At 57.9% G+C, this 23,027-nt stretch carries 22 protein-coding genes; all 22 read right to left on the bottom strand.

The window, feature by feature from the left end:
• Position 1: 1 nt before the first annotated feature.
• Positions 2-1,201, bottom strand: coding sequence for a hypothetical protein (locus FYJ74_RS00965; protein WP_154527755.1), 1,200 nt, complete (start codon positions 1,199-1,201; stop codon positions 2-4).
• A 22-nt stretch (positions 1,202-1,223) separates the two neighbouring features.
• Positions 1,224-2,477, bottom strand: coding sequence for a 3-deoxy-D-manno-octulosonic acid transferase (locus FYJ74_RS00960; protein WP_154527754.1), 1,254 nt, complete (start codon positions 2,475-2,477; stop codon positions 1,224-1,226).
• 2 nt (positions 2,478-2,479) lie between these two features.
• On the bottom strand, positions 2,480-3,487 hold the full coding sequence (locus FYJ74_RS00955) for a KpsF/GutQ family sugar-phosphate isomerase (protein ID WP_229769274.1): 1,008 nt from the start codon (positions 3,485-3,487) through the stop codon (positions 2,480-2,482).
• Positions 3,488-3,495: 8 nt separating this feature from the next.
• A complete protein-coding gene (gene kdsA, locus FYJ74_RS00950) occupies positions 3,496-4,347 on the bottom strand; it encodes a 3-deoxy-8-phosphooctulonate synthase (protein WP_154527752.1) in 852 nt (283 codons plus the stop codon).
• Positions 4,348-4,377: 30 nt separating this feature from the next.
• Entirely contained in the window at positions 4,378-6,615 is a 2,238-nt protein-coding gene (lpxK, locus tag FYJ74_RS00945; RefSeq protein ID WP_154527751.1) for a tetraacyldisaccharide 4'-kinase, read from the bottom strand.
• Complete coding sequence (locus FYJ74_RS00940) at positions 6,612-8,357, bottom strand: ABC transporter ATP-binding protein (protein ID WP_229769273.1); 1,746 nt, start codon at positions 8,355-8,357, stop codon at positions 6,612-6,614. The genes lpxK and FYJ74_RS00940 overlap by 4 nt, the downstream gene beginning before the upstream one ends.
• Positions 8,338-9,447, bottom strand: a complete 1,110-nt coding sequence (locus FYJ74_RS11700; protein ID WP_229769272.1) for a glycosyltransferase family protein — start codon at positions 9,445-9,447, stop codon at positions 8,338-8,340. The genes FYJ74_RS00940 and FYJ74_RS11700 overlap by 20 nt, the downstream gene beginning before the upstream one ends.
• Complete coding sequence (locus FYJ74_RS00935; protein ID WP_154527749.1) at positions 9,444-10,550, bottom strand: lipid-A-disaccharide synthase; 1,107 nt, start codon at positions 10,548-10,550, stop codon at positions 9,444-9,446. Before FYJ74_RS00935 ends, FYJ74_RS11700 begins: the two co-directional genes overlap by 4 nt.
• Positions 10,535-11,359, bottom strand: coding sequence for an LpxI family protein (locus tag FYJ74_RS00930; protein ID WP_154527748.1), 825 nt, complete (start codon positions 11,357-11,359; stop codon positions 10,535-10,537). Before FYJ74_RS00930 ends, FYJ74_RS00935 begins: the two co-directional genes overlap by 16 nt.
• On the bottom strand, positions 11,356-12,462 hold the full coding sequence (lptG, locus tag FYJ74_RS00925) for an LPS export ABC transporter permease LptG (RefSeq protein WP_154527747.1): 1,107 nt from the start codon (positions 12,460-12,462) through the stop codon (positions 11,356-11,358). Before lptG ends, FYJ74_RS00930 begins: the two co-directional genes overlap by 4 nt.
• A gap of 3 nt (positions 12,463-12,465) precedes the next feature.
• The gene (locus tag FYJ74_RS00920; RefSeq protein WP_154527746.1) at positions 12,466-12,939 is read right to left on the bottom strand and encodes a KdsC family phosphatase; all 474 of its coding nucleotides are present in this window, start codon (positions 12,937-12,939) and stop codon (positions 12,466-12,468) included.
• Positions 12,939-13,757, bottom strand: coding sequence for an acyl-ACP--UDP-N-acetylglucosamine O-acyltransferase (gene lpxA, locus FYJ74_RS00915; RefSeq protein WP_154527745.1), 819 nt, complete (start codon positions 13,755-13,757; stop codon positions 12,939-12,941). Before lpxA ends, FYJ74_RS00920 begins: the two co-directional genes overlap by 1 nt.
• A 1-nt stretch (position 13,758) precedes the next feature.
• Positions 13,759-14,202, bottom strand: a complete 444-nt coding sequence (gene fabZ, locus FYJ74_RS00910) for a 3-hydroxyacyl-ACP dehydratase FabZ (protein ID WP_154527744.1) — start codon at positions 14,200-14,202, stop codon at positions 13,759-13,761.
• A 96-nt stretch (positions 14,203-14,298) separates the two neighbouring features.
• Positions 14,299-15,129: a UDP-3-O-acyl-N-acetylglucosamine deacetylase gene (gene lpxC / locus FYJ74_RS00905; protein ID WP_154527743.1), complete on the bottom strand. Its 831-nt coding sequence runs from the start codon at positions 15,127-15,129 to the stop codon at positions 14,299-14,301.
• Entirely contained in the window at positions 15,098-16,141 is a 1,044-nt protein-coding gene (lpxD, locus tag FYJ74_RS00900) for a UDP-3-O-(3-hydroxymyristoyl)glucosamine N-acyltransferase (RefSeq protein ID WP_154527742.1), read from the bottom strand. The genes lpxC and lpxD overlap by 32 nt, the downstream gene beginning before the upstream one ends.
• Positions 16,142-16,169: 28 nt before the next feature.
• Entirely contained in the window at positions 16,170-17,447 is a 1,278-nt protein-coding gene (locus FYJ74_RS00895; protein WP_154527741.1) for a hypothetical protein, read from the bottom strand.
• A 59-nt stretch (positions 17,448-17,506) separates the two neighbouring features.
• Complete coding sequence (locus FYJ74_RS00890; protein WP_154527740.1) at positions 17,507-19,291, bottom strand: BamA/OMP85 family outer membrane protein; 1,785 nt, start codon at positions 19,289-19,291, stop codon at positions 17,507-17,509.
• Between the two features lie 26 nt (positions 19,292-19,317).
• The gene (locus FYJ74_RS00885) at positions 19,318-19,938 is read right to left on the bottom strand and encodes a hypothetical protein (RefSeq protein ID WP_154527739.1); all 621 of its coding nucleotides are present in this window, start codon (positions 19,936-19,938) and stop codon (positions 19,318-19,320) included.
• Between the two features lie 25 nt (positions 19,939-19,963).
• Complete coding sequence (locus tag FYJ74_RS00880) at positions 19,964-20,554, bottom strand: sigma-70 family RNA polymerase sigma factor (protein WP_154527738.1); 591 nt, start codon at positions 20,552-20,554, stop codon at positions 19,964-19,966.
• Between the two features lie 132 nt (positions 20,555-20,686).
• The gene (locus FYJ74_RS00875) at positions 20,687-21,334 is read right to left on the bottom strand and encodes a histidine phosphatase family protein (protein ID WP_040550392.1); all 648 of its coding nucleotides are present in this window, start codon (positions 21,332-21,334) and stop codon (positions 20,687-20,689) included.
• Positions 21,335-21,710: 376 nt separating this feature from the next.
• Positions 21,711-22,262 (bottom strand): 2-oxoacid:acceptor oxidoreductase family protein, encoded by a 552-nt coding sequence (locus FYJ74_RS00870; RefSeq protein WP_154527737.1) that lies wholly within the window; start codon positions 22,260-22,262, stop codon positions 21,711-21,713.
• 11 nt (positions 22,263-22,273) lie between these two features.
• Complete coding sequence (locus FYJ74_RS00865; protein ID WP_154527736.1) at positions 22,274-23,017, bottom strand: thiamine pyrophosphate-dependent enzyme; 744 nt, start codon at positions 23,015-23,017, stop codon at positions 22,274-22,276.
• Positions 23,018-23,027: the final 10 nt, after the last annotated feature.

Raw genomic sequence — 23,027 nt, 5'->3', positions numbered from 1 at the left:
TTTACAGCCTGAACGTCAGAGCTTTGGCTCTGATTGCCCCAATGTCCAGCGGTTTGACGTTGTCGACGATCCATTCGCGCATGGCTTTGCCCTCGGCGGTTTCCTGCTTGTAGCTCATGAAATCGAGTTCAACGCCGAGCGCGTCGGCGACGCCGATGGCCAGAACCGGCCAGACTTCGCCGATGTCGCCGATCAGCGGAATGCTCCCCTCGTGGCGCGCAAAGGCCGACATTTCCATGCGGAAAGGAATGCCGGAAATTTTCGTTTTCGGCAGCCCCTTGGCGATCGCTTCCTGCATCTGCGCCTGGGAATCGCAGGCCCGGCGCAGATTTTCGTCGAGGTCAAGGCGGATCAGCGTCTTGCCGCGCAGGTTGTAGGTGTGCATGCCGTTCCACCAGGCCCAGATGCCATGCCCCGTGTACTTCTCGAACGGACCGTCGTGAAGTTCCTGCGAAAGGGCGATGGCCGACTCGATGATGACGTCCGCGTCCTCGAGCATGCGCGCGACGCGCATGCAGCGCTGGCGGATCGGGATGCTGTCGCCGATGCACGAGCCGATGTTGCCGCCGCCTACCATCTGCGGCAGGCTGACCAGCACGGGAAGGTTTTTCGCCGCGCCGACGCCCAGCATCGTGCGACGGTCGCAGCCCCAGCCCGCGACGACTTCGAACGGAAGCGCGTAGGTACGGGCGATGTCGCAGATTTCGGAAGCGACGTGCTCGTTCCAGTACCCCATCGGATAGGCCATGTTGCCGGCCGCTTTGATGACTTCGTGTCCGGCGATCCGGTCTTTTTTGGCAAGAAGCGCGTCGTCCAGGACGATCTGCTTTTTCAACGCCGCCAGTTCGTCGGGCGTCATGCAGGTGAACTCGAAGACGTTGCCGCGCGGCATGTCATCGGGATCGAAGCCCAGCTCGTCGGAACTGACCATTTTCACCCGGTCGAGAGCCCCCGCCATTTCGTGGCCGACGACCGCCGAGCTTGTGGTGACGCCGTCGATAATTCCCTTGTCCATCAGTTCCGCGATCAGCGTCGTCACGCCTTCGTGGATATTTGGACCGCTGCCGCAAGCAACGACGATCTTGCCGCCGTTCTTCTTGACCTCGACCATCTTTTCCGTGGCCTTTTTGATGCCGGCCTGCGTGCGCTCGTCCTGACGCTCAAAAAAAGTTTTCAACAGTTCTCTGTGAATCGATGCCATAATGCCCCTTCTTCCTTAACGTTTACAGACGTTTTTCCGGAGAATTCCCGCTACGAAAATCGTTGATCAAATCCCAGCTTCGCCGGGACGCACCGCTCAGGGCGGCGAAAAATTCTTGACGCTCCCGGCCGAAGTCGGAATTACCGTTTGACAGCACGCCGTCAAAAAAATCCCTCATCTCCCGCGCGTCGCACACAATGGTGCACAGTCCCGTTTTTTTGAGGGCTTCCGTGGCGTCCGAAAAATCGCGGTAGTCAGGCCCCTGACAGAATGGGATGCCCCAGATCGCCGGCTCCATGATGTTCTGACCGCCTTTGGGAACGAGCGAACCGCCGAGAAACGCCGCTTTCACGTACCGATACATCGGGAAAAGCACGCCGATGCGGTCGACAATGAGAACGTTCCAGTCACCGCGCGCCTCCGACATCAGCTCAACTTGGCCGAGCTTTCTCGCCGACGCTTCGTCCAGCAGCCCGCGGCCGCGTTCGGGATGCCGCGGCACGACGACGAGTTTCAGGCCGGGATAGACTTTCAGCAGCTCCGCGTAGGCGTCGAAGACGACCTCTTCTTCTCCTTCGTGGGTACTTCCGGCAAGGATCAGCGGCTCTTTGCCGGCAAAAATCTCCCCCAGGCCGGCGCCGTCGGCCGAGTTTTTGCGGTCGATCAGCGCGTCCACTTTGCAGTCCCCGGTCGTCTTCACCCGCTCCGGTTCCGCGCCCAAGGCGATAAAGCGCTGCCGATCCCGCTCGGAACGAGTCATGATCAGAGAATAACGGCGAATGACCCGTTTCCAGAAAAAGCGCAGGCGCCGGTATTTTTGAAAGCTCGATTCCGACAGCCGGCCGTTAACGAGAAAGGCCGGGATCCGTCGTTTCCGAAGCTGAAAAAGCATCTCCGGCCAGATCTCCGTTTCGATCGTGATGTAGGCGGCGGGGCGCAGAGCCGTCAGCGCCCGTTTCAAAACGCTGGGGGAATCCCAAGGATAATAAATGTGCTGGACGAGTGTCCCCATCAACCGTTCCGCCATGGCCCGGCCGGTTTTCGTGATTGTCGAAAGCAGAACGGGCGTATCCGGATTCTGCCGTTTGATTTCTCTGACGAAAGGATAGGCCGACTGCACCTCGCCGACCGAAACCGCGTGGATCCACAGAGCGCCCTTGGGCAGATCGTCGGGATAGCGGCCGTATCTCTGTTCGTTGCCTTCGTCGTATTTCCGATTCAGGAAAGGGCGCGCGGCAAAAAACAGGAGCTCGGCAACACAGCCATAAAACGACATGGTCAGGCGACGCCGCTTTGAAGCAGCTCGTGAATGTGCACCATTCCCACGGGACGGCGGTCCTTGTCGACGACGATCAGAACGGAGATCTCGAGTTTTTCCATGACGTGCACCGCCTCCGCGGCAAGCGCTTCGGGAGCGATGATGCGCGGCGAGCAGATCATCACGTCTTCGACTCTGCGGTCCAGACAACGGATCCCCTCTTTGGCGATCAGCCGCCTCAGATCGCCGTCGGTGAAGATGCCAACGAGAAAGCCCTCGTCGTCGACGACGCTGGTAGCGCCGTAATTTTTGCTGGTGATCTCGAACAAGGCGTCCTTGACCAGAGTTTCGTGCGAGACGACCGGCAGGGAACCGCTCGTGTTCATCACGTCGCACACGCGCAGCAAAAGCTTTTTCCCCAGCGAGCCGGCCGGATGAAACAGGGCGAAGTCCTCTTTTTTCAGGCCGCGCAGCAGCGTCACCATCGCTCCCAGCGCGTCGCCGATGGCCAGCTGCAGGGTCGTGCTGCTGGTCGGCGCCAGATTGAGAGGATCCGCCTCGCGTTCGATCGAAGAGTCCAGAAAAATATCCGCCCCCAGCGCCAGCGGCGAATCGGCGTCACCCGAAATGGCGATGACCGGCGCGCCGATGCGGCGGAAAAACGGCAGCAGGGCGACGACTTCCGCCGTCTTGCCGCTGTTGCTGATCAGCAGCGCCACGTCTTCGTGGCGGACCATGCCGAGATCGCCGTGCGCCGCCTCGCTGGACTGGAGAAAGAAAGAAGGCGTTCCCAGCGACGAAAGAGTCGCCGCGATCTTGCGCCCGATGTGCCCCGCTTTGCCGATGCCGGAGACGACGATCCTCCCCTTGCAGGCTTCCAGCAGACGGGCGGCCTGTACGAGCTCCGGCCCGAAACGATCGGCCGCGCGGACAAGTTCTTCCGCCTCGTGCCGCAGCACTTGGCAGCCCGCTTCGAGCAGTTCTTCGTCCGAGAGCTTTTCCGGCTGCCGATCCGACGGCAGCGTCATGGCCGGATTCATCGTTCGCACCAGTCCAGGGAGACAGGGCCGATGCCGCTTCTGACAAGGCGGTCGATGGCGCAGACCGGTTCGAGGAATTTCTCCAAAAGATCCAGCGGCACCATGTTCGGCCCGTCGCTCATCGCTTTTTCCGGCTGCGGATGGACTTCAAGGAACAAAGCGTCCACGCCGATGCCGACGGCCGCGCGGGCCAGCGGCAAAGCGAAGCGCCGGTCGCCGCCGGAGCTGTTTCCCATGCCGCCGGGCATCTGCACGCTGTGAGTGGCGTCGAAAACGACGGGCGCGCCCAGAGAGCGCATGATCACGAGAGAGCGCATGTCGACGACCAGCTGATTGTAGCCCATCGTCGTGCCCCGCTCGCACAGCATGACGCGATCGTTGCCGGCTTCCGTCAGCTTGCCCAGCACGGATTTCATGTCCCAGGCGGAAAGAAACTGCGCTTTTTTGACGTTGACCGCCCGTCCGGTTTTGGCGGCGGCCACCAGAAGATCGGTCTGACGGCACAAGAAAGCCGGGATCTGCAGCACGTCGGCGACTTCAGCGACGGGAGCGGCCTGCCACGACTCGTGGATGTCCGTCAGGATGGGCGCCCCCAGCTCGGACTTGATCCGCGCCAGCCATTGGAGCCCTTTCTCGAGGCCGGGGCCGCGCGGGCTGGAAATCGAAGTGCGGTTCGCCTTGTCGTACGAGGCCTTGAAAATATAATTGAGCCCAAGTTTCTTGCACAGAGCCTGAGTTTTTCTGCCGACTTCCAGTCCGAGTTCCAGGCTTTCCAAGGCGCAGGGGCCTGCAATCAAGGTGAGCCGGTCGCCTCCGACCACAAAATCTCCAATTTCTATCTTCTTCATCGCCCTTCCCTCCCTTGGAGCAAAGCGCTGTCATCCATCGAATTTCACTCGCTTGCTCAATTCGTCATAAACAAAAGTCCTTTTCTTCCAGCCTAAATGCTCCGCAGCATAATTCAAAACGGCGTCGAGCGCTCCCGATTGGCCTAAGCGCAGGCGCCCTTCCGAACTCATATAAGCCAGTCGCCCGGCGTCGGCCAAAAGATCGAGCGCCGCCTCCGCGAGGACGTCCGCATCGGCTTCCACCAAAAGTTCGGAGTCTCCGAGAAGTTTTTTCTGCACCAACTTTCCTTTTTCAATGACCGACAAAACGGGAACGCCCAAACCGGCACAGACCTGATTGGCCGTTCCGGCCAGTCCCAGCAGAAGCTCGGCTCCCTGCGCCGCTTCCGCGACCTCGCCGCGGTAAATAACGATGTCCAGCATGCCGCGGCGAAGATGAAGGCCGTCGAACTCCCAGCCGACCGCCGTTTTCGCCAGCGTGTCGATATCGATGCTGGGTGCGGGCACCATCACGGCCGCAATCGCGCAGCGTTCGGAAATTTTGCTGAGAGCGCGCAGCAACAGGCCCAGATCTTTGTACGCCCGCTCTCGGCTGCCGGGCAGCACGAGAAGCCGGCGCCCTTCGCCCCACGGAACGGTCTCTTTAGTATTATCACAAGAAAGGTCCATGATTGGATTTCCTTCGAAGACGGCGGTAACGCCGTTTTGGCGTAATTCGACCGCCGTCTCTTCGTCACGGGTCCAGACCTTCTTGCAGCCTTTTCGGTACAAAAAACTTTCCAGCTTCCAATGGCCGCTGATAAATTTCGTTTTCGCCGTCGCCACCATGAGGGCCTTTTTCCCCTGCCCCCATAAAGTGTGACAGAGGAGATACGCATCGCCAACGCAAAGAACCGTACGACAACTGCTGCGCAGCTGATCCCATGCGGACAGCTGACGGGAAATCTGCCGAAAAAGCCCGGCCTTGATCTCTCGATAAAGATCATGCAGATGATATTTTATGATCCCGCCCGTCGGCGATTTCGAAAGGGGCGGCAGGATTCTGACGCCGATCTTCTTGTAAGGGATCCCAGATCCCACAAGCGGAAAAGCGCAGACCTCCGCCTGCGGAAATCTCTGTGCGGCTTTGCGCGCAAGCTTGGCCCCGATGGCGTCTTCGCCGTACCCGTTCGACGCGACGACAATCTGAGGACGAAGCGCCTGAACGACGACGTTCCAGAATCTGTCGGGCTCTTCGACGAGCGCGCTTATTCTCGGCACGTAGAGCGGAACGCGGGGAACGTATCCGCGCGGCAGATTGAAGATGTCTTTTTCCGTGCAGCATATGGCCTTGCCGCCCGATTTCCGGGCCGCATCTTCGATCTTTTGCAAATCGTTCACATCATAGTGATGATGATCCTTGAATTCGAATTCATGGAGTATGGCCGCGCCGCTTTTGAGGATCGTGTTTCGAAAGCTGTGCGGATTGCCGATCGCGGAAAAAACTATCAGAGAGAAGGCCGTCATGCTTTCTCCGACGGGAACGAACCGCTCTCCATCCCATCGCTCCCACAGAGGATCAGCCAGCCGCGAATAGAATATGCGCTCTTGCGAGACCCAGCGGGAGATCCGCTCTTTCAGGCGTCGCAGAGCCTCCGGCGATGTCTGATCCGATTTGGAAATGACGACGGCGTGAGCCCGCGACAAAGAACTGGGGAGCTCGCGCAAAATGCCGTTGGGCAGAGAGGTTCCATTGCCGAACGGACAGGTGGCGTCGACGAGAACGATGTCGACGTCGCGGACCATTCTGCGATGCTGAAACGCATCGTCGGCGACGACGATATCGATGTCGTGGTTCAAAAGCGCCGCCACGTCCGCCATGCGGTCGCTCGAAACCGCCACCGGGACGTCCGTCAGCCGCGACGAGAGCAAAAGCGGCTCGTCCCCGACGACGCTTCTGTCGCCATTGCCGTTCAAAACGACGACCGGCTCGGACGTTGTGCCGCCGTAGCCTCGGCTGACGATCCCAGGCTTCAGCCCCCAGCGGGACAACTGCTCGGCGATGAATTCGACGAAAGGCGTTTTGTTCGTTCCACCCGTGGTGAGATTTCCGACGCTGATGACGGGCAGCGGCGGTTCTTCCGAAGCGTAAACGCCGTGATCGTAAAACGCCCGCCGTGTTCTGACAATGACGGAGCCCAGCCATCCCAGCGGTTTCAAAATCACCCACGGCGACACGGTCTTCTCTCCGTGAGAATAGGCAAGATAGGACTTCGTGAGAAAGTTCATGGATGCCCGGCTCCGTACTGGAGCGAAAAGAGTTTTTGATAGGCCCCGTTCTTGCGAAGGAGCTCCTCGTGAGTCCCCTCTTCGATGATATGCCCGTTCTCGAGGTAAAGGATGCGATCCGCGTTGATGATCGTCGAAAGCCGATGAGCGATGATAAACGACGTACGCCCTTCCATGGCGCGGTCCATCGCCTCCTGGATCTGTCGCTCCACGGCGGCGTCCAGCGACGAGGTGGCTTCGTCGAGAATGATGATGCGGGGATTGCGGACGATCGCCCGCGCGATGGCGATCCTCTGCCGCTGGCCGCCGCTCACGGTAACGCCGCGGATCCCCACTTCCGTGTCGTATTTGTCGGGGAGAGAATCGATAAATTCGGAGATGCCGGCGATGACGGCCGCTTCTTCGATCTCGCTTTTTTTCGCTTCATATCCGTAGGCGATGTTGAAGGCGATGGAGCCTTTCATCAGAACCGGATCCTGCGGCACCACGCCGATCTGAGTGCGCAGGCTTTGGAGGTCGACGTTCTTGACGTCGTGCCCGTCGATGAAAACCGTTCCCTTCTGCGGATCGTAAAAGCGCTGCACCAGATCGACGAGCGTCGACTTGCCGGCGCCCGTGGCCCCGACGACGGCGATCTTTTCTCCGGGACGAACCGTCAGATTCAAATCTTTCAAGATCCATTGTTCCGGCTCGTAGCTGAACCATACGTTTTCAAAACGCACTTCGCCTCGCAGGCGCTTCAAAACGACCGCACCGGGCGGTGTCACGACCCGGTCGTCGTTGTCGAGAAGGCTGAAGATCCGCTCCGCCGCCGCGAAACCGAACTGGAGCTGACTGACGGCGCGCGTAAAATTGTTGATCGGCGAGGCCAGAAAGCCCAACGACCCGAGAAAGGCGATCAATTCGCCGGGTGACATGATATCGTCGAGAACCTGGCGGCCTCCCAGCCAGAGGATCAGAGCGAGCGCCACAATGAGAAGGACCTCGACGGCGCCGTTCAGAGCCGCGTTGATCTTGACGCCCTGAATGATGACGTCAAAATTCTGCCGGTTGCTTTCCTTGAAACGGGAAAGTTCCAGATCCTCTGTCGCAAAAGCCCGCACGATGCGAATCGCCGAAAGAGCTTCCTCGGCTACCGCGGAGAGATCGGCGACACACTGCTGCATACGGCGTCCGACCTTGCGGAGAATCTCCGCAGCGCTCTTCAACACGAGGACGACGAGCGGCAGGATCAAAAGCGTATAGAGCATCAGCTTCCAGTTCAGATAGAGGCAATAGGAAAGCATCGCCGCGCATGAGACGCCCTGAACGACAAGATCCACGGCGACGTTCGTGACGGTCATCTGCAGCATGTTGGCGTCGTTGGTGACTCGCGACAAGAGCTCGCCCACGCGTTTGTCGTTGATGAACTTCAGCGACAAAGTTTGCAGATGAGCGTAAGCGGCCACTCGCATATCCATGACGACCTTTTGCCCGACCCAGCCCATCAGATACTTTTGGCCGTAAGTAAATACGGCCTTGAAGACAAAAAGGACCACCAGCGAGACGACCAACACGTTCAGCATCGCGTAATCCTTGCGTATCAGCACGCCGTCGACGACGTTCTTCATCAGCCAGGCGGGGATCGCCGCGCAGAGCCCGGCGCCGACCATACAGACGAAAGCGCATCCCAATTTTGCCCTGTAAGGCAAAAGGAGTGCCGCCAGTCGACGATAGAGAGGCTTACTTCCTTTCTCTTTCATGATCGGCCGCCATCCTTTCGAGAATGTTGCAAATCTTCGCCGGAGCGCCGGGCGCGACTGCGGCGGCAAGCTCGTACAGACGCTTCCTCTGCGCCTCGAGCGATTCCGGATCCCGCAAAACCTTGGCGATCTCGTCGGCAAGCCGCGAAGCGCTGTATTCGCCGATGAACTCGGGGACAAAACTCTCTTTCACGAGCCGGTTGGGCCACGACATCTTCCCGATGTGTTTGGGAATCGCTTTTCGAATGATCCGCTCCCTCAGCGCGCTGCCGAACCAGGGAACGCGGTCGAGCATGCCAACCAGCCCGGCGATCGGCATCTGCCGCAGAAAAGAAAAGGGAACCGCCACCGCAAGTGGTTGCTTGCAGTACATCAGCTCCAGGGTATTCGTCCCGGGCTGCGTCAAGGCAAGATCCGCGCCGTCAACGCCCGCAGGCGTCGTTCCCATCCAGACTGAAAAGCCGCTCTCGCTCCAGAGTCGGGACTCGCTCTCCTCCGAAAACGGCGACAGGAGAACCCTTAATTCGATCTCGGGATCGATCTCCAGCAAATGTGAACGAAAATCTTTCAGGAAAAAAAAGGCCTTGCGCCGGATGTTCGGACGGCTGCCGGGAAAAAGCGCCAGCCGCTTGCCACGAGGCGCGTGCCAGCTTTCCGGAATGCCCGGATCGAGGCTGTCCAGCACCAGATCCCCGACAACTTCCAATCTCTCGGAACTGAACAGTCCGGGGCGGGACGTCAGCACTTTTTCACAGCGTTTCATGCCTTTTTTGCGACCGTAAGAATAGCAGGCCAAAGGGGCGCGCTGTCTCCATGCCAGAAGGCGGCCGAAAAACAAGTCGCCCCCCAGCTGTAAAACGGCGTCATACTTTTCCGCCGAAAAAAAACATCGCAGGGCGCCGGCGGTCGTCCGGTGCCTCAATATCGTCGCGGGAAGCCGCGAAAGCGCGTTGACCTCCCGGCCTGAAGCGAAAGGGCAGGGCAAAAGATGCACGTCCACCGTCCAATTTCTGCCGACGGCTTCCTTGATGAGCGGCCGGCACCAGCCCCAGACTTCTCCCGGCCCGTTGGCCAAAAAAGCGACCTTCATGAATTCACCAGCCTGGAAATGGATTCTGCCCAGCGTTGAATTGCTCCCGGCTCCCCCATCAGTCGTCTGTTCGACACAATCTGTTTGTGAATGCCGTCGCAGTAATCCTTGTCGTGAAGGTACAGATCGACGTAGTGCAGAATCCTATCGGCGCGCGCGTCGTCCTGCAGAAGTTCGGGGAACATCATTTTTTCCGCCAGCACGTTGGGAATGGAAACGAAGGGTGTGTGCGTCAGCATCTTGTAAATCCGCCATTCCAACGAGGTTCCTTTGTAAAGCACGATCATGTAACGATTCAGCAACATCGCTTCGACGGCCGTCGTGCCGCTGGCGCCGATGACGAATTTCGAGGCGTGCATCAGATTGCGCCCGCTGATCCCCGTCGTTTCGATTCCGGCCTTGTTGTCCCTGACCATTGTCTTGCTGGCCTCGTCGAGCCCCGGAGCGATGGAGAACACGGGATGAAGCCCCATCCCTTTCAATCTCAGCGCCGTCTCCTGAAGAACGGGAAGCAACGCTTTTATTTCGGAACGGCGGCTTCCCGGCAGCAGGGCGACGCGCCTTGCATCGTCCGGCAAAGAAGCTCCGACCGGGACGAAGTTGTCAAGATCGTCGATCAGCGGATTTCCGCACCAATAGCTCCGCACATTCCACGCTTGCAGGGCCTTTTCTTCGAAATGGAACAGCGGCAGGCAGAGATCGCAGTAACGTTTCAGATATTTCGCCCGGCCGCTGCGCCAGGCCCAGATCGTCGGCGGACACACATAGACGACGGGACCTTTATAGCCGAGGGCGCGGATTTTGCTCAGCAGCGGGATGTGAAAATCGGGACTGTCGACGACGATGACGGCGCGCGGCGCTCGCTTCACGACGGCCTCCGCCAGTTCTTTTCTCAGACGGAACAACGACGGCAGCGATTTGATGATCCGCCTCAGACCGATGATGTGCAGGAGCGCGTTGTCCCATTCCGTGCTTATCCCTTCTGCAAGCGCGCCGCCCATTCCCCAAAGCCGTTCGTGGGGAAGGATTTTGTGGAGCGCCGCGCTCAGTTTGGCCGCATAGATATCGCCGGAAAGCTCCCCGGTACTTATAAAAATCGACATGTGGCAACTCCCGTCACGCTGATTCCCAAGCGCTCCGCTTCCTGCAGGAAGGTTTCTTTTTCCAACAAAAGGACGCTGTGCGCTTCGATAAAAAGCCCCGTCAGGCCGGAATCGGCCATGTTTCGCAGCGTTTGCACGCCGACGACCGGCAGGTCGTAACGCCGGTCCTGGTCGGCACGCATCCCTTTCAACAGGATCCCATGAGCGCTTAACGACGCCGCGCGCCGAATGGTCTCATCCGTGCCTTCCATCGCTTCCACGGCGACGACGGCGCGATTCGAAACGACGACGGACTGGCCGAACGAAAGCGGCAGCAGAGTCCGCAAAATGTTCAGCCCATATTCGCAGTCCTGCAGCTGTTCCGCGTCGGCGACGGGGCCGGCGATATGCCCCTCGGGCGCCAGAAGTTCCGGAATGACTTCCTCGTAGCTCATGACTTGAATGCCGAATTTTTCGATGTACTTCACGACCCCGGCCAGCAAGCTGTGATCGTTGCGGTCCTGCACGGCGGAAAGGATGGACTTGGCGCCGCGATCGAGCTTTTCTTCGGAATAGATGTTCTTTTTGGGCACGCCGCCGGCCATCATCAAACGGCGGATTCCCATCAGGCGCATCTTGGCGAGGATCATCGCGATCGCCATGGGATTGCTGATTTTCTGCACGGCGATGCCTTCGTCCAGATAAGGGGCGTCGTTCTCCGCCAGCAGGTACACCTTCGGCGGCGGTGCCTTCTTTTTGATCATCGCTTTCAGGATCTCCAGAGGCAGCGCGCCTTCCCCGGCGACGAGGGCCAAATGCTCGACGTTCATCGGTCTGCCCTCCGGGCGAGAAGAAGCGCTCCGGCAAAGAACAGGATATTGGGCAGCCACGCTCCGAGGATGGGAGGAATGTGCCCCGCCTGCCCCAGAGAGCGCCCCATCGACATAACGACATAATAGACGAAGACGATCAAAATGCTTTGTCCGAAACCGACGCTGGCGCCGCCCTTTCTCATCGGCCGCACGCCGAGCGCCGCGCCGATAAGCGCCAGGATCACGCAGGCCCAGGGCACCGCCAGTCGCAGATGAAAGGCGACCCACAGCGGTTCCAAACTTTTCCCCTGAGCTTTGAGGATTTCGATATATTTGATCAGCTCCAGGCAGCTCATGTCGTCGGGTTTGGCGGTAGAGCGCGAGATCTGCTGCGGGGTCAGGCGAATCGGAAGCGCCTGGCGTTCGAAATGCAGCGTCAGCTCAACGGTGTTCCTGCCTTTCACTTCGAACACGTCGCCGTCGTCAAGATACCAGACTCCGTCAATCCACGTGCCCTTTCGGGCCGTCGTCAGCCGGACCAAATCGGCCCCCTTGAACTCCTGAACGACCACGTCGTCCATCGTACCCGAACGGGCGTAAAGTTTGTTGATGTAGACGATCCTTCTCAGCCCCTCGGACGAAGGATCGCTGCTCCGCAAAAACACCTGTTCCTTCAAAAGCGCGGGTTTTTCGCGGGCGACTTCGTAGCGCATCACGTTCTGCGCGGCGATCTTGCCAAGCGGCACGACCGTTTCGTTCAAGGCAAGAGAGATCATCGTGACGCCGAACGCCGCGACCAAAACGGGACGGCCGATGCGCGAAAACGAAATTCCGGCCGCTTTCAACGCGACGATCTCGCTGTTGGTGGACATTTTACTGAAGCCCAGGAGCGAAGCCAGAAGGCACGACATCGGCAGCGTCAGAACGACGACGGAAGGAAGCTCGTAGATAAAAAGACGGCCGGCGACACCCAGAGAAACGCCTTGTTCGATGATGAGGTCGGCCAGCTTGAACAGTAACCCGCCGGCGACCATAATCAGCGTAAAGGCCATCACTCCGAAGAGAAATGGCCCCATGAGCTCTCTCATAATAAAACGATCCAACGTGCGAAAAGGTTTCATAAATTAGACCTCCTTCGCTTGTGCCGCAAGAACCATATCGACAACTTCGCGAACGGCGCCGTTGCCGCCGCCGCGCTGCGTCACATACGAGGCGGACGCTTTCAGTTCGGGGACGGCGTTCGCCACGGCGACTCCCAGCCCCGCCCAACGGACGCATTCGCAGTCATTGACGTCGTCGCCGATAAAAATCACCGCTTCGGCAGATACTCCCGCTTCCGCCGCAATTTTCCGAAGGACGGGCAGTTTCTCTGCAACGCCGTTGGCCAGAAAATCGACGCGCAGTTCCCGAGCTCTCAGCTCCGTCACGGCGGAAAAGCGTCCGCTGATCCAGGCGACCTTGCCGCCCGCTTTGCGAAACAGCGCCATACCCATTCCATCCTGAATGTCGAAGCGCTTGAATTCATTCCCCGCCGCGTCGATGAACACGCTGCCATCCGTCAGCGTTCCGTCGACATCCATGGCCAGAAGACGGAACATCAGTCCTCGGATTTGCCTGCGCTGCTTGCAGGCCAGGGACAGAAGCCCCTTTTCTTGTCGCCCTCCTTGAAGAAACGGAGAATTTCTTCCACATCAGCGGATTTTGCGTCCTGCTTTTCGAGTTCGGCAAGAGCTTCGCGCATGGGCAACCCCGAATGGTAAATTCTTCTGTAAGCCCGTTTTATTTCCAGACGGCGCTCGGATGAAAAGTTATTGCGCCGCAGGCCGATAACGTTCAAACTGTACACACGGCAAGCTTCCGCCCCGTTGACCAGCAGGAACGGCGCCACGTCCTGCGCCACGCGCGAGGCACCGCCGATCATGCAGAACGAGCCCACACGAACAAACTGATGGAAGCCGGACATGCCGCCGATCACCGTTCCCCGCCCGATTTTTACATAGCCGGCGAGCCCGGATTTGCTCGAAATCGTCACGGAATCGGAAATCTGCACGTTATGACCTAAATGTACGCCTTCCATGATCAAGCAGTCATCGCCGACCGAGGTCACATTCCCCTCGCCGGAGGCGCGATGGATCGTCACGTTTTCCCTGATGACCGACCGGTTGCCCACGGCGACCCAGCTGGTTTCACCCTTGAACGCATGGTCCTGCGGTTCGGGGCCGATCACGGCGTCCTCGAAGATCACGGCGTCCTCGCCGATTTTCGTGTAGGGGCAGAGGTGGACAAACGGGCGCAGAATCGTATTGCGCCCCACAACGACATTCTCGTCCACAATGGAAAAGGGGCCAATTACGACGCCGTCAGCCAGTTCGGCTTGAGGCGAGACAATCGCAGTCGGATGTATTTGAATCCCCATTTTATTTTTCCCCTTCAGGTTTCTTGGTCAGCATAAACCCCAATTCGGCCTCGGCGACCGTTTTCCCTTCGACTTCCGCGTGGGCTTTGACCTTGCCCATTTTACCGAAGATACGGCCCATCTCGGTATAGATCACAAGCTGATCCCCCGGCACGACCGGACGCCGGAACTTCGCTCTGTTGACCGTGGTCAGGAAAGCGATCGTGCCGCGCAGCTCGGGAATGTTGAGCACCATCATGGCCCCGGCCTGAGCCATCGCTTCAAGGATCAAAACGCCGGGCATCACGGGTTCGCCGGGAAAATGCCCCTGAAAAAAGGGCTCGTTGATCGTGACATTTTTAATGGCCACAACGCTCTTTCCGGGCACAAGCTCCTGAATGCGATCGACGAGAAGAAAGGGGTACCGATGAGGCACACACGACATGATTTCTTTAATATCCAGCATAACGCCATCTCCTTACAGTCACTCACCTGTACCATGCTGCGCACATGATTCCCCGACGCGTCGCCGTGAACAGGCAAAACTTCATGATGCGGATTTTCAAGCCGAGACACACTCGCGCGCGATACGATCGACCAGCTTCTGATGCATGGCATGCCCGGCCCGTATCCCGACAAAATGGCCGATAACCGGCTTGCCTATCAGCGTCAGATCGCCCATCATATCCAATATTTTATGCCTGACAAATTCATCCGGGCGCCTCAAACCGCCGGGCGTCAGAACTCTTTGACCATCAACGATCAGGGCCGTCTCCACCGTCCCCCCCAGCCCCAGGCCCAGAGAACGCATGTACGCCACTTCTTCGTACAGACAAAACGTCCGACACTGCCCGAGCTCGGCAACAAAGTTGTCTTTTGTCGGCACGACGGTCGCAGCCTGAGTGCCGATGGCGTTGTCGCCGTATTCGATCACATAGGTGAAGCTGAGCCGATCGGACGGCAGGACGGCGCATATCTTTTTCTCATCCTCGGAAGTCACGTACACCGGGGAAGAGACGCGCAGGTACGACGGCTCTCCGGGAAGCTCTTCAAGCCCCGCTTTCAGAATTTCTTCGCAGAACGGAGCGGCACTGCCGTCGAGCAGCGGCGTTTCGATCCCCTCAGGACAGAGAACGACATCGTCAACGCCGAGTCCGCGCAGCGCGCCGAGCAGATGTTCCACGGTCATCACCCGATGGGAATCGAACGCAAGAACGGTGCCGCGCCCGTCGCCGGAGTACTTTGCGGACTGGATCGGGAAACGCTTGCCGCCGAAAAGAAACATATACCCCTCGCCGCTGTCGGCCGGCAGCAGCTTCATGGAGACCGGCTTGCCCGAATGAAGCCCGACGCCGCCGAAGTCAATCTCTTTTTTCAGCGTGTAGCGGCTCATGGGCAACGGCCTCTTCCAATTTTTTCAAACGTTTCAGCAGATCGGGAACTCGGCGCAGCGAAGCCTTGAAACGAAAGTCTTCCCTGTGATCGGTCGCGGGATGTCCCGAGAGGACCTGCCCCGGCTTGGTGTTCTTCATGACGATCCCCATTCCGGCGATCTGGGTGCCGCGAGCGACTTTAATATGGCCGTTCAAACCGCTGCGCGCTCCCATGACGACGCCGTCCTCGATGGTCGTGCTGCCGGCCACGCCCGATTGGCTGGCGATGATGCAGTTTTTCCCGACACGGCAGTTATGGCCGATCTGCACTTGATTGTCCACTTTTGTGCCGTTCTGCACAACGGTATCGGCAATCGTCGCCCGATCGACGCAAGTTCCGGCGCCGATCTCCACGTCGTCGCCGACGATGACCCGCCCGATCTGCGGAACTTTTACGTTCTCGCCGTCAGGACCGCCGGGGATAATGCCGAAGCCGTCGGCCCCCAAAACCGCGCAGCTATGGATAAGGCACCTCGCGCCGACTTTTGTGCGGCGCTGGAGAACGGCCATCGGCTCGAGCACGCTGTCGTCGCCGACTTCCGCATCCGGGCCGACGTATACGTTGGCGATAAGTCTGACGCCGTTGCCGATGCGCGCGCCGGCGCAAACGGTGCAGTTCGGCCCGACGTAGGCCGACGGAGCGACCACGGCCGACGGATCGACAAACGCCGTACGGGCGATCCCCGCAGGCAGCGGATAGCGCGGTTCGAAAATCGCCAAAAGCGCCGCCATTGCCGCGCGGAACGACTTTACCTTCAAGCCGTCGCGCCCGTTGGGAAAATTCTTTTCATCCGCGACGACGGCAATGTTTTCCGGAAGGTTGCAGGCGAGCTTCAGCGATTCTATAAAACTCAAGCGTTCAGGGGCGCAGTCGTTCAGTTCGGAAAGGCCCGCGACGATCCGTCCGCCATTTCCGCAAACAGCTGCGCCAATCCGCTCAGACAACTCGCGCAGACTGTACGAATTTTCCATAGCAGATCTCTCCTTAAAAAATTATCCCTTAAAGGTTGCTAAAAGCGCGAAGGCTGATGCGATCGTCCTGCCGGTTATCGTAATACAGTTCGAACGCGACATAACGATTCAGACGGTAGCCGACGGCCGCTTCCAAATCGTCATCGTCGCTGTATCTCAGCCAGCCATAGAGACCGGGGCGGTTCCGTCCGAGCCACACGCGATACCAGAGCGGAGACGAATCTTCCGTGCTGCCTTCCAGCCCCAGCCACATGAATTCCAACGGCGAGAAGCGCAGCCCCGCTCTGCCGTCAACATGCCAATGCTCAAGTCCCATGACGATCTCGGCGTAAGCTTCCGCCGGGATTTTCGGCCCTAACGGGAAATACCTGCCCAAATGAAGCCCGGCTTCCAGCCTTGCGGGGCCTCCGGCATGCACGGAAAACCAGCCTCGAAACGAATAGGTCGTGCTTTCGATGCGAGTCGTTACCTTCGTGATGGGTTTGACGGCAATGTCGTTCACCGACGAGGCCCGCAGCATTTTCAGCCATTTGTTCTGCAGCTGCTTCTCCTCCAGCCACCGCTCCATCTCCGCAAGGTGGAAGCTGATCCAGCTGAGCGGCAGCCCCGTCAGCGGCGAAAGATACTCAAGCGTCTTGTCGCTCATCCGGTCCGTCAGCAACTGCGGAAGCGAAGCCGACAGCGTTTCCGGAGAAAAAGCGAGCAACAACGGCGGCTGAAGGTAAAGCTTCAGATCGAGCAGCACATTCAGATCCTCGGCGTGAACGCGCACCGAGCAGCGCCATCCCGGAATATATTCGTCGATGATTTTATCGATCTGGCTCTGAAAGCTCTCCGCGCTCCAGCGCAGGGCTTCCGGCGGCACATTCTCCACGATTTCCCGAAGCGAAGGCAAAGCGCGTTCGATGTCGTTCTTTATCCATGTGGAACAGGGCTCCGGCAGACGAGCGCTCCCTTCCGGCATTTGCAGGGAAAGACGCCAGTTCCATCTGTGCGGCGGCTCCATCGAGACGAATTTCTGATTGACGAGCGAAACCTTAAACCCCGGGAAAAGGCGGCTCCCCACGAGGGCCAACGCTTCCACCGCCGCCTGACGCGAGAGCCGGCTACCTTGCAGTTCGCGCCAGACGGCGCTCATGCTCCCCTGGATCGAACTTTTGAGCCACGCCGGGGCATTGCAGCGCAGCGGCAGCGCGGGCATCGCCCGGCCTTGCGCGGGAATAACGCCGAGAAAAAGAGCCGCTGCCAGAAGAACGCACCGAAAACATTCAGAAACGATCGCGGGAATGGGTCTCCTCCGGAACATTCCTTTCGGCCTCCCTCCTCCTGCAGCAGCTCATTTTCATGTTATTCCAAGCTCAAGCTTTAGAACATCTCCCCAAAGCCAAAGTGGAACTGCGTTTCATCGCCCTTGGCGACGTCGACGCGGATATTGCCGAGCGGCGTCTTCACTCTGACGCCGACGCCGGGAGAATCTTCCAGATCGTCAAAGCTGAAGCCTTCGCCTTCCGTTTTGCTCCATGCGTTTCCGATGTCGTAGAAGGCGACGATCGAGAAATTTTCGTCGATGGGGATGCGCAGCTCGACGTTGCCGAGGAACATCTCGTGTCCCTTGAAGTCGCCGCTTTCATAGCCGCGCAAACTGTTGGCGCCGCCCAGCGAGTAGCGCTCGGAAAGCGGGATCGTGCCATCCGAGAAACCGGCGCGCACGCGCAGGGCGAGGATGATCGGCCGGTCCTCGGTCTGTCCGAGGTCGATGTAATCTTCCAGCCCCTTGATGGGCACGTAGGCGACGGCTTCGGCCCAGTACTTGGTGTAATCCCATTCGCCGCCGAGAGCTTCCCAGGCGTGCTCGACGCCGATCGTCTCGCGGTCTCCTTTGGGATAACTCAGATATTTGTCGACGTTGTTGCGCGTCAGCTCAAGAGTCGTTGAAAACACCTTGCTGTTGAGCGAGTCCTCGTCAACAATGCGACCGAACCAATAACGACTGTTGGCGTCGCTTAAGCCGCCCGCAGCTCCGCTATAATTGATCTTGCTTTTATGCCAGTCGGCCGTCAGGTACCAACTGAACATCTCGCTGCCGCCGAATTTACGACCGATACCGGCATAGAATCCCGTTCGATCCTCCTCGTACTCGAAAGCGTTGAAGCGCTGACGAACGCCGCCGATTTTGCCGTTGTAACGGTACGTCAGATCGTCATCTTCGCGCTTGTAGGCGCCGATCTTCCAGGAGAACGTTTTCTTGTCCATGTAGGGATCGGACAGCGACAGCCAGTAATTTTTGTAGTCGCCCTGATCGAAGCCGATTTCGAAAATCCTGGCCCGGCCGCCGAGGTTGCTCTCGCGGTAGGAAGCGCCGCCGCCCAGCCCGCTGCTCGATCCGTAGCTGACCGAGAAGATCAGGCTGGCGCTTCGCTTCTCCTTGACGGTGACAATCACGTCGACGTTGTCGCTGTCTTCGACCGGTTCAAAACCGACGTTGACGTCCTCGAAAAAGCCGAGGTTGCGCAGTTTTGTGATGGAATGGCGCAGGAGCGTCGAATTGAAGAGATCTCCGTTTTTCAAGGGGATATTGCGGCGGATAACATAGGTTTTGGTGCGCCGGTTGCCCTGAATGACGATGTCGTTGATGCGCGGCTCGACGAACAGCACGGTGACCACGCCGTCTTCCACCTGCACGTCCTGCACGCGGGTCATGACGTAGCCGTCGGCCTGAAAGCGTTCTCTGAGCCGCTGAATGTCGTTTCTGAAAAAAACGCGGTTGAAGATCATGCCGGGCTGCGTGAAAAGCATCTTCTTCAACTTGTCTTCTTTGTAGATCGTGTTGCCTCGAAAACGAATTTCCTTGATCGTGGGATTCTCGGTGACTACAAAGGTAAGAACAAGCTCCCCGTTCGCGTCCGTGGCAACTTTCGCGTCGACGTAGGAGAAAAAACCCTGGTCGTAAATTGCCTGAATATCGTCCATGACCTGCTGCTGATTCAGTTCATCGCCGACCTTTGTCTTCACTGCCCGCAAGATATGAGAAGCGACAATTTCGTTATTTCCTTCGACCCTCAAGGCAGAAACCGTTTGGGCACAGGCAGCGCTGCCGACGACAAGCAGAATGAAGCAACTTGCGAATAATTTTTTCAAAGAACGAACCAACTGTATTCCCTCCATGAACCTCAAGTTTAATTGAATTCGAGTACGACTGAGTTAGCGTTTTTGTGCAGCGCTTTTCGACCAACTTCCATCAGGCGGTACATATCGGCGTCGGAAAGCTTTGACGCGGCCGGCCGGGGACGGGCAGCCGTCCTTGCTTCGGCGACGGACACCTCGGCATTTATCGAGAATCCCTTCTCCGCAGTCTGGAGAGATTTGCTGTTTTGCGCTGACGGCACGCCGTCTCGCAGAGGCTCCGCAGTCTTTTTTCCCTCTGTCGTCAGCCACTCATTATAACGGTCCATCTCCGTTCGCAGCAACCGCGGCACTGAAAAATCTTCCCCCTGCCTTTTTTCCTCCGCCCACAGCATTTGCGACAAAACAATCGGCGTTTCGGACTCGGGCACGTGCAGAGGGCGTGCCAGGAACAATACGGCCGCAAGGGCTGCCGGCACAATCATCGCAGAGGTGCGGACAGAGCGGCGCGCGTTTCCGCTCTGATGGCATAACAAAAGCTCCTGCCGGGCGTCATCCAGCTCAGCACGAGCGCATTCAACATCGAGTATGGCATCGGAAAAATTTCCGTCGGCACTCATGGTCTGAGCGCGCCGGATCCAGCGAATCACTCGGCTGTATTGCTTATCGAGCATTTTTCCTCCTTGTGAGACAATGGAATTATCTTATTATCCCTGCCGCCGCTCCAGAAGTTGCATATTCTTGAGAAAACCATTCTTTCAATTGTGTCAGCGCTTTTTTCTTCAAACGATAAACGTGGCTGACGTCAAGGCTCATCTCTTCCGCCAGTTCACGGGCGTTTCTGCATTCGATCACCAGCTCGCGCAAAATGTGCGCCTCGCGTTCGGGAAGCTGAAGAAGGCCCTCCCGCAGCATGATAATCTCCTCGACTTCTCGAAATTCCGCCGTTTCATCGCCGTCTTCGCACTCGACGTCGACAGGAATCGGGGCTTTCGCCTCCACTCTTTGAAGAAAATTGAGCATTTGCCCTCTGATTCGGTAGCACGCATAAGTTGTAAAACGGTGCCCCAAGCTCACGTCGAATTTATCGACGGCGCGTATTAACGCCAGGGTTCCCTCCTGCACGAGGTCGGAAAAGCGCTGCCCGTTGACCCTGAATTTTTTGGCGACCCAATAAACCAGCGGACGATAGGCAAGGATGAGCTGCTCTCGCGCCTCCTCATCTCCGGAGGACATCGCAAGCCAGAGTTTTTTTTCTTTTTCCCATTGAAGTTCACTTGCTTCGGCCATTTCGTCCTCCCACAATTGGATTTTTATCTATTCTACCAGTTCTTGGGGCTTTTTGCTCGCTGACGCCGGTTTCAGTTAAGAAGAGCAGACGGCCTTTTTCGGCGCCAGGGAAGCTTTTTCATTGAAGAAACATTAAAACGGAACCGGCAACGATTTCCGCGAAATCCCTTGCGATGAAACAGAGCTGTGGAGCGTGTCATTGTAAAAGCAGAGGACAAATTTCTCCCCTGTGTCCTCAAGTCCGGTCAAAGCGCAATTATTCATACGAAAGTTTTTCCAGACCGCTTCCAGCGAGAGGTTCAAGGCTTCGGCCAAAAAAGCCCGCAAAGTTCCGCCGTGAGAAACGACCAAAATACGCTGCCCCCGCGCTTTCCGCAAGGCGGCAAGAACTCTTCGGACACGACTCCTGATCTCGTCAGGCGATTCCGCATTCGGGATTTTCACGGAGAAAGGATGCGCCGCCCAATGCGAATAATCTTCGCCGCTCTTTCGCAGCGACGAGATGCTTTGTCCTTCCCAATCGCCAAAGCCGATTTCGCGCAGATCCTCCATGACATGAAGGTCGCTCCGCCTACAGCCTGCGGCAATCGCAGCCGTCGTCACGGCTCTCTTCAAAGGGCTGACATAAATTTCCTCGGGAGCCCATTCGGCGATCCGCTCCGCAGCCATTGCCGCCTGTTGCATGCCCAGCTCATTCAAGGGAATGTCCATGCGCCCCTGAAAGCGCATCTGCGCGTTCCAGTCAGTCTGGCCGTGGCGCAGCAGTAGAATTTTTCTCATCGTCATCCAACGCTCTCCTGAACGATCAACTCATCCGGCGACTTTCCGCCGGAATTTTCATTTCGGTCGGTGCTTTTCCGTTATCCTTACGCCGGCCTTCGGCAGGGAACCGGGCGGCCTTTTTCGCCGCCGCACATAGTCTTTCCCCCGCAGAAGCGCAGTGCCCGTACAACGTTGCAGAGACCGGCAGGACCATGAAATGATACCTCATTCGAACGTGCCGTTTCAAGACGTTTTTTTGAACTTGAGGCAGCGCCGACTCGTCGATCGAATGGCTCCTGACGATGGACAAAAAGCGCCTCCAGCGAATTTTACAGGCTGGAGGCGCTTTTTCACTTCTCAATACGGAACTGCGGTGGCCGTTTTCATCGTTTTGTCAGGCTTTGTCCGCTTGTTCGAAACCGCACTGCAGAGCCTTGAGATTCATCGGCAAAAACTGTGGTTTTTTCTTGCCGAGCTTTTCTTCCACGACATGCTGCGCAGACTCGCGGCTGATGATTCCCGAAGCGGCAACGGCCGCGCCCAGCAGAACGATATTCGCCGTCTTGGGGCTGCCGCACTCGGCCGCAAGCTTCTCGGCGGGGACGGGAATCACCGTGATGTCTTTACGGGGATTTTCATATTTGACGAGATCGCTGTTATAAACCAGAACGCCTCCCGCTCGAGGCGAGCTCTCGAATTTGGCCAGCGACGGCTGATTGAACACCACGCAGATATCGCACTTGTTGATGATCGGCGAACCCACGGGTTCTTCGCTGACAACTGTGCTGCAGTTGGCGGTGCCGCCGCGCATCTCGGGACCATAAGAAGGAATCCAGGATACGTTGCGTCCCTCGTCCATACCGGCATAGGCGATAAGCTGCCCCAGCATCATGACTCCCTGCCCGCCAAAACCGGCCGCGATCAATTCTTTGTAGAATCCAGCCATTTTCCTTCCTCCTATTCAAAGTCCTTGAACACGCCAAGGGGGTAATAGGGGATCATGTTCTTCATCTGCCAGTCGAAGGCGTCAAGAGGCGAGAGCCCCCAGTTCGTAGGACACGTCGAGAGAATTTCCACGAAGCTGAAGCCCTTCCTGTCGATCTGATTCTGGAAGGCTTTTTTAATCGCTTTCTTGGCTTTGGCGATGTAGGGTTTCGCCAGAGAAACGCGCTCGATATACGCAGGCGTCTGCAGGGACGTCAACAATTCGCACATGCGGATGGGATATCCGGTCAGTTCGGCGTCACGCCCTTGGGGACACGTGGTGGCCTTCTGCCCGATTAAAGTCGTGGGGGCCATCTGACCTCCCGTCATACCGTAAATGGCGTTGTTGATAAAAAAGACGCAAATTTTCTCGCCGCGATTCGCGGCGTGAATGATTTCTGCCATACCGATGGAGGCAAGATCTCCGTCGCCCTGGTAGGTGAAAACAACTTTATCGGGCAGAACTCTTTTGATGCCGGTCGCCGTCGCCGGCGCCCGCCCATGAGCCGCTTCGATGAAGTCGATGTTTATATAATCGTACATCATCGCGGCGCAGCCGACTGGCGACATGCTGATCGCATCCCCCTGGATGCCAAGCTCGTCAATGGCTTCGCAGATCATACGGTGAGCAATGCCGTGCCCACAGCCGGGGCAATAGTGAGTATGAACGCCCTTCATCCATGTTTCAGGTCTCGAGTAGACTTTGACTTCAGACATTCCGTTTTCC

Source organism: Pyramidobacter porci (assembly GCF_009695745.1).
Taxonomy (GTDB): domain Bacteria; phylum Synergistota; class Synergistia; order Synergistales; family Dethiosulfovibrionaceae; genus Pyramidobacter; species Pyramidobacter porci.
The sequence above is the reverse complement of the archived record's forward strand: the minus strand, read 5'-3'. Positions and strand labels throughout refer to the sequence as shown.